Source organism: Microbulbifer maximicatervae (SeqCode) (genome assembly GCF_052468095.1).
Map to the genome: position 1 here is coordinate 5,137,671 of NZ_CP174332.1, position 13,311 is coordinate 5,150,981.

Below are 13,311 nucleotides of genomic sequence, written 5' to 3' on the forward strand. Positions count from 1 at the left end.
TGTCACTGAGCCTTGGAGGCGATGAGTTCAATGAGCTGTCGGGCTAGGTCGGTCTTTAATGCGGGAGCCAGTCGGCTCTGACCATCCGCATCTATCACAGTGACAGCGTTGTGATCGCTGTTAAATCCCGAATCCGATTGGCTCACATCGTTGGCAATGATCATATCGAGGTTTTTCCGCTGCAGCTTGCTCTGGGCGTGGGCGAGAACCTGTTCTGTCTCTGCGGCGAACCCGATAGTGAAAGGCCGTAGCTCAGTACGCGTGGCTATGGCTGCAACAATATCGGGATTTTTGATGAGGGCAATTGCATCATCATCTTGCCCGTCTTTCTTTTTGATTTTCTGCTCAGCGACTTGGGCCGGCCGGAAATCAGCAACGGCTGCTGCACTGATAAAGATATCGCAGTGATCGGCGGCACTTTTGGCGGCCTCATACATATCCTGGGCGCTGATAACATCGATACGATTGACCTTTGGCGGCGTATCCAAATTTACGGGGCCGGCAATCAACGTCACTTCGGCACCGGCACTCTGCGCCGCCGCAGCCAGGGCGAAGCCCATTTTTCCAGAGCTGTGGTTGCTGAGGAATCTCACTGGGTCAATGGCTTCCCTGGTAGGGCCGGCAGTGATTACTACTTTGCGGCCCTGCAGTGAGTGGCTTGTGTGAAACAGGGATTCAGTGTGTTCCGCCAGGTTTTCTGGTTCCAGCATACGGCCGGGGCCCACGTCGCCACAGGCCTGGCTACCCGCGCCTGGGCCCCAGAATATGACTCCGCGCTCCTTTAGGGTCTGAGCATTGGCTGAGGTAGCTGCGTGGCGCCACATGGCTTGGTTCATGGCTGGTGCCAGGGCCAGGGGGGCTTCGCTGGCCAAACAAAGGGTGGTTAAGAGGTCATCAGCCATACCGGCAGCCAACTTTGCCATTACCTGGGCACTGGCTGGAGCAATCAGGATAAGATCAGCCCATTTCGCCAGTTCAATATGACCCATAGCGGCTTCTGCCGAGGGATCCAACAAGTCTGTATGCACCGGGTTAGCGGATAGCGCCTGAAAGGTCAGTGGCTGTACAAACTCCTGTGCTCCGGCGCTCATTACCACTCGGACATCGGCACCGCGCTCTTTGAGCCGGCGAACCAGGTCGGCACTTTTATAGGCGGCAATTCCACCGCTGATACCTAAAAGTATGCGTTTGTCGGCCAGAGAGGACATAAATGCTGTTTCCGATTTGGTGCGAGCCGGTAAGATTAGCATTTCTGTGTCGTTTCTTATAAGACTGCAGTAGTGCTTCAAAGGTGCAGCGTGGAAGAGGTGTTCAGTAGATGTGCGATAGATAAGACACTGACTAACTGGGCTACAAATGAAAATAAAGGACTGGCCGGCAGGTGAGAGGCCTCGGGAAAAGCTGTTGGAGAGAGGGGCTGAAGCCCTGTCGGATGCAGAGTTGTTGGCAATTTTTCTGCGCGTGGGGCTACCCGGTCTCTCAGCAGTGGATCTGGCCAGGAGACTTCTCAATGATTTTGGTGGCTTGCGCCCTCTATTAGAGGCCGAGCGAGATGACTTTTGCCGCGCGCGAGGGCTCGGCGACGCCAAGTTTGCACAGTTGCAAGCGGCGCTGGAAATGGCCAAGCGGCACTTGGCGGAGACGATACAGCACGGCAGCGCACTGTGCAGTCCCGGGGCGGTCAGGGATTACCTGGCAATCCAGCTCAGGCACCGGCGCAGGGAAGTGTTCTGCTGCCTCTACCTGGATAATCAACACCGGGTGATCGCTTTTGAGGAGCTGTTCGAGGGGACTCTGAATGCAGCGAATGTCTACCCGCGCGAAGTAGTACAGCAAGCGCTGTTGAAGGGAGCTGCGGCGGTTATTTTGGCGCACAACCACCCGTCTGGTGTCAGTGAGCCCAGCCAGGCAGATATCTGGATTACCGAGCGTTTGACCCAGGCACTAGAGCTGGTGGATATCAAGGTTCTGGACCATTTGATCGTCGGTGAGGGCAAGGCGCTATCCTTTGCAGAGCAGGGATTGATGTAAAGGTGTCGTTCCCGGCGTTGAAATGTTGTACAAAACTTGCTCCCTACGGGCTCTTTTGGTATAAAACGCCGCTCTTTGCGGCCGGGCCAGATTCTGCACAGGTTCCGCCGCCATCCAGGAACCGGATTAGAATCCCGATTTTTATGTTCCCGCACTACCTTTTCCTCTTCAGGATTGGCGCCATGCGGGCACAAGCGTTTTGAAGAGGCCAACAGATGTCCAAGGTATGTCAGGTAACCGGTAAGCGTCCGGTCACCGGAAACAATGTATCCCACGCTAAGAACCGCACCAAGCGTCGCTTTGTGCCGAACCTGCACAGCCACCGTTTCTGGGTTGAATCCGAGAAGCGTTTTGTGAAGCTGCGTGTTTCCGCGAAAGGCATGCGCGTTATCGATAAGAAAGGTATCGACGCTGTGCTGACTGAGCTGCGCGCCCGCGGCGAAAAAGTGTAACGGCTGTAGCCCAGCTAATAGATTGGAGATAGAGCAATGCGTGAGAAGATTCGTCTGAATTCCAGCGCCGGTACTGGCCATTTCTACACCACTACCAAAAACAAGCGCAACATGCCTGAGAAAATGGAGATCAAAAAGTACGATCCCGTTGTACGCAAGCATGTAATGTACAAGGAAGGCAAAATTAAATAATTGCCTACCGCTACTGTACAAAAAGCCCGGTTCTAACCGGGCTTTTTTGTGCGTATTGGAAATTGAGCAGCCAGTTTACACAGGGTAACTCCAGAAGATGCCAGAGCTCCCAGAAGTAGAAACCACTCTCAGAGGCCTGCAACCTCACCTGGAGGGGCATAAAATTCGCTCCGCAAAAGTGCGCCAGCACCAGTTGCGCTGGCCCGTGGAAGCAGACTTTGAGCGCCGTGTCCGCAATGCCCGGATACTGAAGCTGGAGCGCCGCGCCAAGTACCTGCTGGTGCACACCGATAAAGGCTGCGCTATCTGGCACCTGGGGATGTCTGGCAGCCTGCGAATGGTCGAGGCTGCACAGGCACCGGAAAAGCATGATCATATCGACTGGCGCCTGGATAGTGGTCTCACACTGCGTTACCGCGACCCGCGCCGTTTTGGTGCCCTACTGTGGACAGTGGCGGACCCACTGGCCCACGACTTACTCAGCCATTTGGGCCCAGAGCCTCTCTCGGAAGAATTTAGTGGTGACTATCTGTTCGAGACTTCGCGCAAGCGTAAGCAGTCTGTCAAAACCTTCGTCATGGATGGCCGTATCGTTGTGGGGGTGGGTAATATTTACGCCAGTGAATCTCTTTTCCTGGCGGGCATTCGCCCAGATCGACAGGCCGGTTCTATTTCCAAAGCCCGATACCAGCGCTTGGCTGAGTCCATAAAGCAGGTTCTCAGTCAGGCAATCGCCCAAGGTGGGACTACCTTGCGGGACTTTATTGGCGGCGATGGAAAACCTGGCTATTTCGCCCAACAGCTAAATGTTTATGGCCGTGCGGGTGAGTCCTGTCCCTCTTGCGGCCGAGCAGTCAAAGATATGGTTTTGGGCCAGAGAAATACCTTTTTCTGCTCTAGCTGCCAACGTTAAATCGCATCCTTCTGGCAGCTTTAGGCAATACTAATATCATCGTATTGCCGATAAGGAGCTGCTTAGTGGTCATGATATTGCCTTTTCTTACGGTCACCCTGTCGATTTGGGCCGTTTGGAATGGTCGTCGCCGCTCTGCAATGGGCTGGTGGTTGTTGACCTTGCTGATCTTCATTATGTGGTGTGGATATCATATGACGCGAGCACTGTCGCTGTCTTTCTAGGGACCGTGCCCATGATGGTGTTTATGGTCAGAAGGCTGGATAGCTTGGCGCTGTTAGCGGTAAGCATAATCCTATGGATTGCCTTGATCATGGAGTTGGTATCTCACCAACACCCCTGCCCTCTCTGTCTCTTACAACGTGTTGCCTTTGCCATGATTGGCATGGGATTGATGTTGAACCTGCGCTTTAGTATTCGTGCAGAGCATTACGGCGTTGTTATTCTTTCGTGTCTGGCCGGTCTGGCTGCTGCTGTCAGGCAGGTATTGCTGCATATCACCCCTGGCGATCCAGGGTTTGGCAGCCCAGTATTTGGCTTACATTTATACACTTGGTCTGCGCTGATTTTCTTTGTCTTACTGATCTACTGTGGCGTTGCGTTAATGTTTGGCTTTAAGCGGCGAAGTTTTGCCACGAGAGAGTTTACTTTGATTGAAAAGTGCATTGCCATCTCGTTCTTCACTGTCGTGTTGGCCAATTTAATCGCGGTTCTCCTCGAGTGCGGTCTGGGTCCCTGCACCAGTGGGTCATTTGGGTATCACTGGTTGTGGTCTCGAGGTTAGGCACACAAATGTGTCCGAGCTTTCTACACTTTTCCTGATAAGACCCGAGTCCCGGGGAATTGCGGAAAACTGTGAGGTATCCCTATGCGCCTGGCCTGCCTGCTCATTTCACTATTGTTAATTGCTTGTGAACGAGCTGAATCCCCCTCGCCGGCCACCAGTGTTGAAACCGCCCAGCACGTTTTAAGGAATGCGTATATCTATACCGTCGACCCGGCCCGCAGTGTTGCCTCGGCAATGGCTATCCGCGATGGGCGCATTGTTTATGTGGGTACAGATCGGGGGGCAGAAGCCCTTGTAGGAGAGGGAACAAAGGTCACTGATCTCAGTGGAAAAATGGTATTGCCCGGTTTTATTCAGCAAATACCTGATGTTGGTATCAGTGACAGTTTGGATTTATCCACATATAAAACTGTAGAGGGGTATGAGAATAGCGTTCGTAAATTTATTCAGGCCAACCCCGAGAAGCAGCTTGTCGTTGGCAGCGGCTGGCGTCATGTCATTTTTGCACCACACAGACCACATAAAGCAATATTGGATCAAATAAATGATTTGATCCCCATTATTCTTTTCTCAGAAGATGGCGCCAGTGTATGGACTAACTCTGAAGGTATTGCCGCAGCTGGGATTGATATGGAGTCTAATTTTTCTGAGGGTGGTAGAATCGAAAAAGATGAAGATGGTCTTCCCATCGGTATTTTTCATGGTCGTGAAGCAGTGGAGGTTTTTTCCCGTCTGATACCCGTAAATAATGAGGGTGAAAAACCAACACGAAGTTTTTCAGAGATTAAGAATATTGCGGCTCAGAGAGGCGTAACTACTTTTTTTCAGGCTGTAATGCCGCTCAATGATTTAAATAAATATCTCAGCGCCTTCGATCGCCCACTATCGTCAGAGAAATTGAGTTTGCGTATCCGAGCATCCTTTGAAATAGCGATGGATGTCACTGGTAAAAAACTTAGAGAATTGCAGAAGGTTGCAGAAAAATATTCCGACGATGATTTCAAGATCAATTCGGTTAGCTTGAAAGCTGACAAGGTAGGTTTAGGTGATCAACGTGATTCAGGCCTATCGAGTGAACTTATTTCCAAGATAATTACTCGTGCTAATTCACATAATTTCCAGTTTTACCTGGATGCTAAGAGTAATAAAGAGTTGGCAGCTCTACAAAAACTCATACAGATATCCCTGGATGGTGGCAGGGAGTTGGGATTGCGTAACACCCTGCTTAATATCAGTTCGGATAATGCTGGGAGTGTATTGTCAGCTGATAAGGAAAAACCGATTTTATTGCTGTCAGTAGCAGCGCGCTCAAAAGTTTCTCCAGATGATAAAAGTTACTTAACTGAAAGTCGAAAATCTAATACAGAGCCTCGTCATATAGCCGTGGTTATGGACTCGGGATATGTTGCCGGGAGAGAGGTGTCACCAATCCAGAACATCCATGCTGGAGTCAGTAACCAGATATCATTGGAGACAATGATTGAAATGTTCACTTTTACCGGCGCAGTAACGAATCACCTGGAGCAGGATACCGGTAGTTTGGAGGTGGGAAAGTGGGCGGACTTTATTGTTTTGGACAAAAACCTGTTTTTAATTCCGCAGCGAGATATTGGTAGTGTCCGGGTGATACAGACTTATTACAAAGGTCAGAAAGTCTATGACCACAGGCGCTAAGGAGAGGAAGAAACCGAGGGGAAGTGCGCCCCTCGGCTGATCAAAGTTAACGCCCTTGGGCGCTGCCCTCGCGGCGGGGGTCGGCTCCCCCGTACAGCTTGTTATTTTGCAAAGCGATGGCATGGATACCACTGTTGAGGCCCCTTTCGACAACCTCGTGTCCACGGGCTTCGAGTTTCTCGATAGTATCGGGGCTGAAAAAGCCGGGCTCCAATTCGACCCTCTTACCGATAGCGCCGATATTTCCCGCAGAAATCGCTTCGGCAATCGGCATATTCAAGCCCAGGTGGTAGAGAATGGTGCGCGCGGTGTAGTCAATAATTCGTGAACCGCCGGGGGAACCCACCAGAAGGCGCATGCTGCCATCTTTGTTGAAAACGATGGTGGGGGACATGGAAGAGCGTGGTCTCTTGCGCGCTTGAATGCGGTTGGCCACCCGCTCCCCACTACTGTTTTTTGGAGTGAAGGAAAAATCGGTGAGCTGGTTGTTGAGCAGGAAGCCCTTCACCATCAGGCGCGACCCGAAGCCGGTTTCAATACTGGTCGTCATACTGACACCATTACCGTAGCGGTCGACAATCACTAAATGACTGGTGTTGGGCAGTTCTGGCGACTGGGCCATCACCCGCTTCACCCCGAGTTCGGCTGGGGTACCCGGAGTCGCAGCTGTGGCGGAGTCCGGGTCGATTAACTGCGCGCGGCGAGCCAAATAATCCCTGGATACCAGTGATTTACTGGGTACTTGGACAAAGTCGGAATCACCGGAGTAGGTGTTGCGATCGGCAAATGCCAGTTCCGAAGCTTCGATAAATAAGTGGGTGAGTAGATCACTGCCAGGCTCGAAGCGCTCCAGTGGGAATTGTTGCAGCATGCCCAGAATGCCGCCTACTGTGGTACCTCCGGACGACGGGGCATCCGCACCGCACACACGATACTCGAGAAACTCCGAACACAGGGGCTGGCGCTCCTTGGCCCGGTAGCTAACCATATCTTCGAGGCTCAGGAGCCCTGGGTTGGCACTGTCATAGCGCACAGCTTTGACGATAGCTTTGGCAATGTCGCCGTGATAGAAGGCATCCGCACCGCCCTGGGCAATTGCCTCCAGAGTTTCCGCGTAAGCTGGATTCTTCAAGTTGTGACCCACCGGCAGAGGTTTGCCATCACTGTTGAAGAAGTAGCTGGCAATTTCCGGTCGAGCAGCCACCTTCGGCATGCGCAGTAACAGCTGGTGAAGGCGCGGTGAGATCTGAAAGCCGGATTTGGCCAGGTGTATGGCCGGCTGAAATAACTGCTCCCAGGGTAACTTGCCATCGCGCTCGTGAGCCATTTCCAGCATTCGCACAACACCGGGAACGCCGACCGAGTAGCCGCCGATTACAGACTCAAAAAATGAACGCGGCTTGTTGTCGCGGATAAAGTAATTTTCGTCTACCTGAGAGGGGGCTGTCTCGCGCCCGTCGTAGTACTTGAGCTTCTTTGCCGCAGCGTCATAGCTGAGCATAAATGCCCCGCCACCAATCCCGGAGGATTGTGGTTCTACCAATCCCAATACCATCTGAGCGGCAATGGCGGCGTCCACAGCGCTGCCGCCCCGGGCGAGAATCTGCTCGGCAGCCCGGCTGGCGTGGGGGTTGGCAGTGACTGCCATATAGAAGTTGGCCGTTGAGGACTTAACGGCAGTGCGACCGGTATCAAACTCCGGTTGTGGTTCATCGGCAAAAGCGAAAGCGGGACTCAGAACCAGTGCAAAGGCGGCGAGAAAGTTGCGCACGTAACACTCCGCGGATTGTGGATAAATCCGCTCGAGTGTATCAGAAATAGCCAGATTCAGGCTTAACGAAATTTCTCTTCCAGCGCGCTTTGTACAGCAGCCGGAACAAACTTGGTGACATCGCCGCCCAGGGAGGCAATTTCACGTACTAAAGAGGATGAAATGTAGGACAAATGTTCTGCCGGTGTCAGGAACAGGCTTTCCATATTGGGCGCTAACTGGCGGTTCATATTGGCCAGCTGGAATTCGTATTCAAAGTCGGACACCGCGCGCAGACCGCGCAGTACGCCATAAGCATCTACCTGGCGCACCAGGTCGGCGAGCAGGATATCGAACCCAATGACTTCGACATTGGGCAGGTGACCGAGAACTTTTTGTGAAAGTTCTACCCGCTCCTCTAAGGTGAACAGGGGGTTTTTGCGATTGCTGGCAGCCACAGCCACGATAACGTGGTCAAATAAGCGGCATGCGCGCTCCACCAAGTCCAAGTGACCATTGGTGATGGGATCGAAGGTTCCGGGATAGACGACTTTTTTCATACGCCAGGGCTTAAATGCGGGCCGAATGGGATGCGAATGGTAAACAATTTACGGCTAAGGTCAAAACCGAATCTTTTTATTCTTTCCTAACCTGACGGGCCAGCACGGCGAAACAAGCGCATACACACCTGTCCCGCACGTTTTTCTTTTTCCTGTTCCCAGCCAGGTACTGATGCAACCACTGTGTCTCGCGGTGTTTCCACATAGATTAATGCATCCTGCGAAAGATGGCTGGACAGGGCGCCTAGAGTTGCCTGCCAAAGATTGTCAGCAAAAGGGGGATCGATAAATACGAGGTCGTATTTACTTCCATTACTTCTGAGGAACTCTTCTGCACTACAGTTATGGACTTTGGCTTCCCGGGCGTTTAACTGTTTTAACTGTTCCGCCAGGGTTCGCGCAGCGCGAGTATTCAGCTCGACAAAATCTACCGAGCCAGCGCCTCGGGATAGCGCCTCCAGACCCAGGGCACCTGAACCGGCAAAGAGGTCCAGGCAGCGGGCGTCGGGCAGGTAGAACTGTAGCCAGTTAAACAGAACCTCCCGCAGTCGGTCGCCGGTAGGTCTCAAGCCCTCCACTGGGGCAAACTGTAATTTTCGCCCGCGCCACTGTCCGCCAATGATGCGTAACTGTGAAAGGTTTTGCGGGCTTTGCTTTCGGGATGAACTTCTGGCCAAGGTAACTCTCTACTGGGGGCTTAGCGATGCTAAGATTAGCGTCTTTCTGCAAGCGGTACATCCGGACATACGAATGATTTTTGACTTCCTGCGCAAAAAGAAGAAGCGCAAGCCCGAACAAAGTGAACCCCAGCAATCCCAGGCGGAGGTCACTGCTGCGTCTGAAGAGGAATCATCGGCGCAGAGCCCAGAGCCTTCAGCTCAAGATAAAGAGTCCTCAGCGCTGGATAAAACGCCCTCAGACATAGAGGAAAAGTCGCCTGCCCAGGGAGAAACTCCCGCTCTGGAGGAGACAAAGGCCTCTATCGATGAACCCACTGCCCCAGCTTCTGCGCCCCAAGAGGAAAGTGCCAGCTGGGCGCAGCATACCGATGCCGCGGGCGAGCCGGAGGCTGTTGTCGAAGCCCCCCAGGTGGCTGTAGCAGCAGAGCCTGTAAAAGAGGAAGACGAAAAGCCAGCCCCGATTCAGCCCGAGCCAGCTCCAAAACCCAGAGCCAAAGAGCAGCCGAAACCGGAAGCCAAAAAGAAAGAGGGCTTCTTTGCGCGTATTCGTCGCGGCCTCAGCCGCACCAGCAACCAGTTTGTCGAGGGGATGGGAAACCTGTTCCTCGGGGCCAAGGAGATCGATGAAGATCTACTGGAAGAACTTGAAACACAGCTGTTAATGGCAGATGTGGGAGTTGAGGCCACCAGCGAGATCGTCGAGCGCCTGACCGAACGGGTATCCCGTCGGGAACTGGCCGATGGCGATGCACTTTACAAGGCATTGCAGCAGGAGCTGGCTGACTTACTCGATAGTGTTGATGCTCCCCTGGAAATCGATATTAGCAAAAAGCCTTACGTCATCCTGGTAGTGGGCGTAAACGGTGTGGGTAAAACCACAACAATCGGCAAGCTGGCTCACCGCTTTCTCGGTGAAGGCAAGTCGGTGATGTTGGCTGCCGGTGATACATTCCGTGCCGCAGCAGTTGAGCAGCTGCAGGTTTGGGGGCAGCGCCACGATGTACCGGTTGTAGCGCAGCATACCGGTGCCGATAGTGCGTCAGTTATTTTCGATGCGGTTCAGTCTGCCCAGGCGCGCGGCGTCGATGTGGTAATTGCCGATACCGCCGGGCGCCTGCACACCAAATCCAACTTGATGGAGGAGTTGTCCAAGGTGCGCCGGGTGATGGGCAAACTGGACCCCAGCGCGCCCCACGAGGTGCTGTTGGTACTGGATGCTGGCACTGGCCAAAATGCGATTAACCAGGCCTCTCAGTTCCGTGAGGCGGCCGGCGTTACTGGCTTGGTGCTGACCAAATTGGATGGTACTGCCAAAGGCGGCGTTATCTTTGCCCTGGCTCGTCGTTTCGGCATCCCGGTGCGTTTTATCGGTGTGGGTGAGCAGGCGGAAGATCTACAGCCATTCCGTGCTCGTGAGTTCGTATCCGCCCTGTTTGGCCGCGATAAGGCCTGATAATTCGCCTAGGAAATAACAAGAACAACAGAAGCCGTGATCACTTTCGATAATGTGAACAAGCGTTACGCATCGGGGCAGGATGCCCTGGTGCGAGTCAGCCTGGAAATCCCCCGTGGCGATATGGTGTTTCTAACCGGTCACTCCGGTGCGGGTAAAAGTACTTTGCTGAGACTCCTGACCGCGATTGAACGCCCTACTAAGGGCAGTATTCTTGTCGCCGGACAGAATCTCAACCGCCTGCGCAATGGCCAGATCCCCTACTACCGTCGCAACCTGGGTATTGTCTTCCAGAATCACCAGCTGCTATTCGACCGAAGCGTTTTTGACAATATTGCCCTGCCCTTGTCTGTTGCTGGTTGCAATAAGCGCGAGGTGGGGCGTCGGGTTCGCGCAGCCCTGGATAAGGTCGGCTTGCTGCATAAGGAAAAGCAAAATCCCATTATGTTGTCTGGTGGTGAGCAGCAGCGGGTTGGGATTGCCCGCGCAGTCGTTAATAAGCCCGTGATACTGGTTGCCGATGAGCCCACCGGCAACCTGGACCCAACACTCTCTCAGGAAATCATGCAGTTGTTCGCCGACTTTAACGCTGTGGGGGTTACGGTGCTGGTGGCGAGCCACGACTTGGAGCTGATTGCACGGATGCGCCGACGGGTATTGACCCTACAGGCTGGCCAATTGATTTACGACGGAGTTCCGAGCCGTGAAGTACACCCAAGCTAAAGCGCAACGGCAGGCCAACCCTGCCGCAGACAAGCGTGTGCGCAGCACCGGCGCTGTTGTTGCGCAAACAGGGCTGGGCGATCGATGGAATAGCTGGTTGGGGCATCACCGTGAGATGGCTGCCGACTCTGTCAGTCGATTTTTTAGCGCACCCATGGCCAGTGCAATGACGGCGCTGGTGATTGCTATTGCCCTGGCCCTGCCGGCGGCATTGCAATTGGGATTGTTGAATTTCCAGCGCGCGGTGGCTGGTTGGGATGGGCAGCCACAAATTTCTGTTTTTCTACACAAAGATGCGAGACAGGCTGCGGTTAATTCCCTGGCCGACAAATTGCGCAGTGACCCCGCTATCGCGGAGGTAACTTATGTCTCCCCGGAAGATGCACTGGCAGAGTTTGAACAGGCCTCGGGGCTTGGGGATGTATTGGTTGGCCTGGATGCCAACCCCCTGCCGGCAGTGCTGTTGCTGCGGCCAAGGGATGCGAAGGACGGCGATAAACTTCAGGCTTTGGTGGAGAACCTGAGAGCCCAGGCACTGACGGATTCAGTGGTCTTGGATCTCGCCTGGGTCCAGCGCCTCGCCCAGATCACCGAACTGGGGCAGCGTCTCTCCGCAGGTCTAGCCCTGTTATTGGCACTGGGAGTGGTATTGGTGGTGATCAATACCATACGACTGCATATCGAAAGTCGTCGGGAGGAGATCCTGGTAGTAAAGCTCGTTGGCGGCACTAATGCGTTTGTGCGACGGCCGTTCCTTTACAGTGGCATTTGTTATGGACTATTTGGTGGGCTGTTGGCGTGGCTGTTGCTTGCAGGTGGTGTGGCTATGTTGTCTGGTCCAGTTGAGAGTCTGTCATCAAGTTATGGCAGTAGCTTCGAACTGAGAGGGCCGGGCGCCAGTTACTTCTTTCAATTAACTTTGGGGGCCTCCTCTCTGGGCCTATTAGGGGCTTGGCTTGCGGTAGCGCGACACACTCGCAAGATAGAACCCCGCTGACCGTTCAGTCTGATCAAGAAGGGTAAAGTGTTCTGGCAAAGGGAACCTGAGGCGTAAAAAGCCCCTCTAATTCCGCGAAATACAACAGAATACGGTAGTTGTTGGCGGGCTTTCTTATCTGCCCGTGCAAGTGCTACACTGAGTCCAGCTTGTCGCCGGATACAGTATCCGCCGGCAGCGGCCGGTAAGATCGGCCGACTAATAATGACAGGAGAGACCTGAATGGGAACCAGCCTACAGCCAGTGCATACGCTGTCTCCGGGCGCCAACCTGGGAGCTTATATCCAGACCGTCAGTGGTTTTGACGTACTGACCGCTGAACAGGAAAAGCACCTGGCAGAAGACCTCTATTACCGCGAAAATCTCGATGCTGCACGCCAGTTGGTCATGTCACACCTACGCTTTGTAGTGCATATCGCCAAATCTTATTCCGGCTACGGGCTCAATGAAGCCGACCTGATTCAGGAAGGTAATGTCGGTTTGATGAAGGCCGTCAAACGCTTCAATCCCGAAAAGGGAGTGCGCCTGGTATCCTTTGCGGTACATTGGATTAAAGCTGAAATCCACGAATTTATCCTGCGCAACTGGCGTATTGTCAAAATTGCCACCACCAAGGCGCAGCGCAAATTATTCTTCAACCTGCGCGGTCAGAAGAAAAAACTCGCCTGGTTGACCAATGCAGAAGCTAAAGCCGTCGCCAAAGACCTGAATGTGGATGTTACCCAGGTCCATGAAATGGAAGGCCGCCTGGCTGCACACGATGCGGCTTTTGATGCGGGTGTCGATGACGATGACGATACCGCCTGGCAGGCACCGGCTCACTACCTGGAAGACCGCAGTTTTGATCCGGCCGCCCAGCTTGAGCGGGATAACTGGCAGGAAACCAACTTGACCAGCCTCGCCAGTGCCATGGCACAACTGGATGATCGCAGCCGCGATATTATTCAGGCCCGCTGGCTCAGTGAGGAGAAATCCACATTGCATGAGTTGGCTGATAAGTATGGTGTTTCCGCTGAGCGAATTCGCCAGCTGGAAAAAAATGCCATGAAGAAAGTGCGTGCTGCTATGGAAGCCTAAATCGGCATTCTGGTACACGGGT

At 53.5% G+C, this 13,311-nt stretch carries 15 protein-coding genes; 11 read left to right on the forward strand and 4 right to left on the reverse strand.

The genetic code is table 11. The annotated features are described in order from the left end of the window. Positions 1 to 2 precede the first annotated feature (2 nt). Entirely contained in the window at positions 3 to 1,208 is a 1,206-nt protein-coding gene (gene coaBC / locus ACJJIL_RS22825; protein WP_413665903.1) for a bifunctional phosphopantothenoylcysteine decarboxylase/phosphopantothenate--cysteine ligase CoaBC, read from the reverse strand. A gap of 148 nt (positions 1,209 to 1,356) precedes the next feature. On the opposite strand from coaBC, the gene radC reads away from it, so the two are divergent. The 7 genes from radC to ACJJIL_RS22860 all read left to right on the forward strand — a co-directional run bounded on the left by radC (position 1,357) and on the right by ACJJIL_RS22860 (position 6,049). Further along, positions 1,357 to 2,031 (forward strand): RadC family protein, encoded by a 675-nt coding sequence (gene radC, locus ACJJIL_RS22830; RefSeq protein WP_413663818.1) that lies wholly within the window; start codon positions 1,357 to 1,359, stop codon positions 2,029 to 2,031. Between the two features lie 215 nt (positions 2,032 to 2,246). Next, the gene (gene rpmB / locus ACJJIL_RS22835) at positions 2,247 to 2,483 is read left to right on the forward strand and encodes a 50S ribosomal protein L28 (protein ID WP_020413982.1); all 237 of its coding nucleotides are present in this window, start codon (positions 2,247 to 2,249) and stop codon (positions 2,481 to 2,483) included. Between the two features lie 36 nt (positions 2,484 to 2,519). Beyond that, positions 2,520 to 2,675, forward strand: a complete 156-nt coding sequence (gene rpmG / locus ACJJIL_RS22840) for a 50S ribosomal protein L33 (RefSeq protein WP_020413983.1) — start codon at positions 2,520 to 2,522, stop codon at positions 2,673 to 2,675. Positions 2,676 to 2,772: 97 nt separating this feature from the next. Next, positions 2,773 to 3,588 carry a bifunctional DNA-formamidopyrimidine glycosylase/DNA-(apurinic or apyrimidinic site) lyase gene (mutM, locus tag ACJJIL_RS22845; protein ID WP_444911810.1) on the forward strand — a complete coding sequence of 272 codons (816 nt, stop codon included), beginning with the start codon at positions 2,773 to 2,775 and terminating at the stop codon, positions 3,586 to 3,588. Between the two features lie 71 nt (positions 3,589 to 3,659). Beyond that, the gene (locus ACJJIL_RS22850; RefSeq protein WP_282934619.1) at positions 3,660 to 3,812 is read left to right on the forward strand and encodes a DUF5993 family protein; all 153 of its coding nucleotides are present in this window, start codon (positions 3,660 to 3,662) and stop codon (positions 3,810 to 3,812) included. 11 nt (positions 3,813 to 3,823) lie between these two features. After that, complete coding sequence (locus ACJJIL_RS22855) at positions 3,824 to 4,372, forward strand: disulfide bond formation protein B (RefSeq protein WP_445355385.1); 549 nt, start codon at positions 3,824 to 3,826, stop codon at positions 4,370 to 4,372. Positions 4,373 to 4,456: 84 nt separating this feature from the next. Beyond that, complete coding sequence (locus ACJJIL_RS22860) at positions 4,457 to 6,049, forward strand: amidohydrolase (RefSeq protein WP_445360835.1); 1,593 nt, start codon at positions 4,457 to 4,459, stop codon at positions 6,047 to 6,049. A gap of 46 nt (positions 6,050 to 6,095) precedes the next feature. Here ACJJIL_RS22860 and ggt read toward each other — a convergent pair whose 3' ends face one another. The 3 genes from ggt to rsmD all read right to left on the reverse strand — a co-directional run bounded on the left by ggt (position 6,096) and on the right by rsmD (position 9,036). Next, the gene (ggt, locus tag ACJJIL_RS22865; RefSeq protein ID WP_413663814.1) at positions 6,096 to 7,820 is read right to left on the reverse strand and encodes a gamma-glutamyltransferase; all 1,725 of its coding nucleotides are present in this window, start codon (positions 7,818 to 7,820) and stop codon (positions 6,096 to 6,098) included. Positions 7,821 to 7,882: 62 nt separating this feature from the next. After that, the gene (gene coaD, locus ACJJIL_RS22870) at positions 7,883 to 8,359 is read right to left on the reverse strand and encodes a pantetheine-phosphate adenylyltransferase (RefSeq protein WP_282930647.1); all 477 of its coding nucleotides are present in this window, start codon (positions 8,357 to 8,359) and stop codon (positions 7,883 to 7,885) included. 86 nt (positions 8,360 to 8,445) lie between these two features. Further along, positions 8,446 to 9,036 carry a 16S rRNA (guanine(966)-N(2))-methyltransferase RsmD gene (gene rsmD, locus ACJJIL_RS22875; protein ID WP_444918591.1) on the reverse strand — a complete coding sequence of 197 codons (591 nt, stop codon included), beginning with the start codon at positions 9,034 to 9,036 and terminating at the stop codon, positions 8,446 to 8,448. 283 nt (positions 9,037 to 9,319) lie between these two features. On the opposite strand from rsmD, the gene ftsY reads away from it, so the two are divergent. The 4 genes from ftsY to rpoH all read left to right on the forward strand — a co-directional run bounded on the left by ftsY (position 9,320) and on the right by rpoH (position 13,289). Then, the gene (gene ftsY / locus ACJJIL_RS22880; protein ID WP_507015501.1) at positions 9,320 to 10,492 is read left to right on the forward strand and encodes a signal recognition particle-docking protein FtsY; all 1,173 of its coding nucleotides are present in this window, start codon (positions 9,320 to 9,322) and stop codon (positions 10,490 to 10,492) included. Between the two features lie 36 nt (positions 10,493 to 10,528). Beyond that, entirely contained in the window at positions 10,529 to 11,215 is a 687-nt protein-coding gene (ftsE, locus tag ACJJIL_RS22885) for a cell division ATP-binding protein FtsE (protein ID WP_444918590.1), read from the forward strand. After that, positions 11,196 to 12,212, forward strand: coding sequence for a permease-like cell division protein FtsX (gene ftsX / locus ACJJIL_RS22890; RefSeq protein WP_108735012.1), 1,017 nt, complete (start codon positions 11,196 to 11,198; stop codon positions 12,210 to 12,212). Before ftsE ends, ftsX begins: the two co-directional genes overlap by 20 nt. A gap of 222 nt (positions 12,213 to 12,434) precedes the next feature. Next, positions 12,435 to 13,289, forward strand: a complete 855-nt coding sequence (gene rpoH / locus ACJJIL_RS22895) for an RNA polymerase sigma factor RpoH (protein WP_282930650.1) — start codon at positions 12,435 to 12,437, stop codon at positions 13,287 to 13,289. Positions 13,290 to 13,311: the final 22 nt, after the last annotated feature.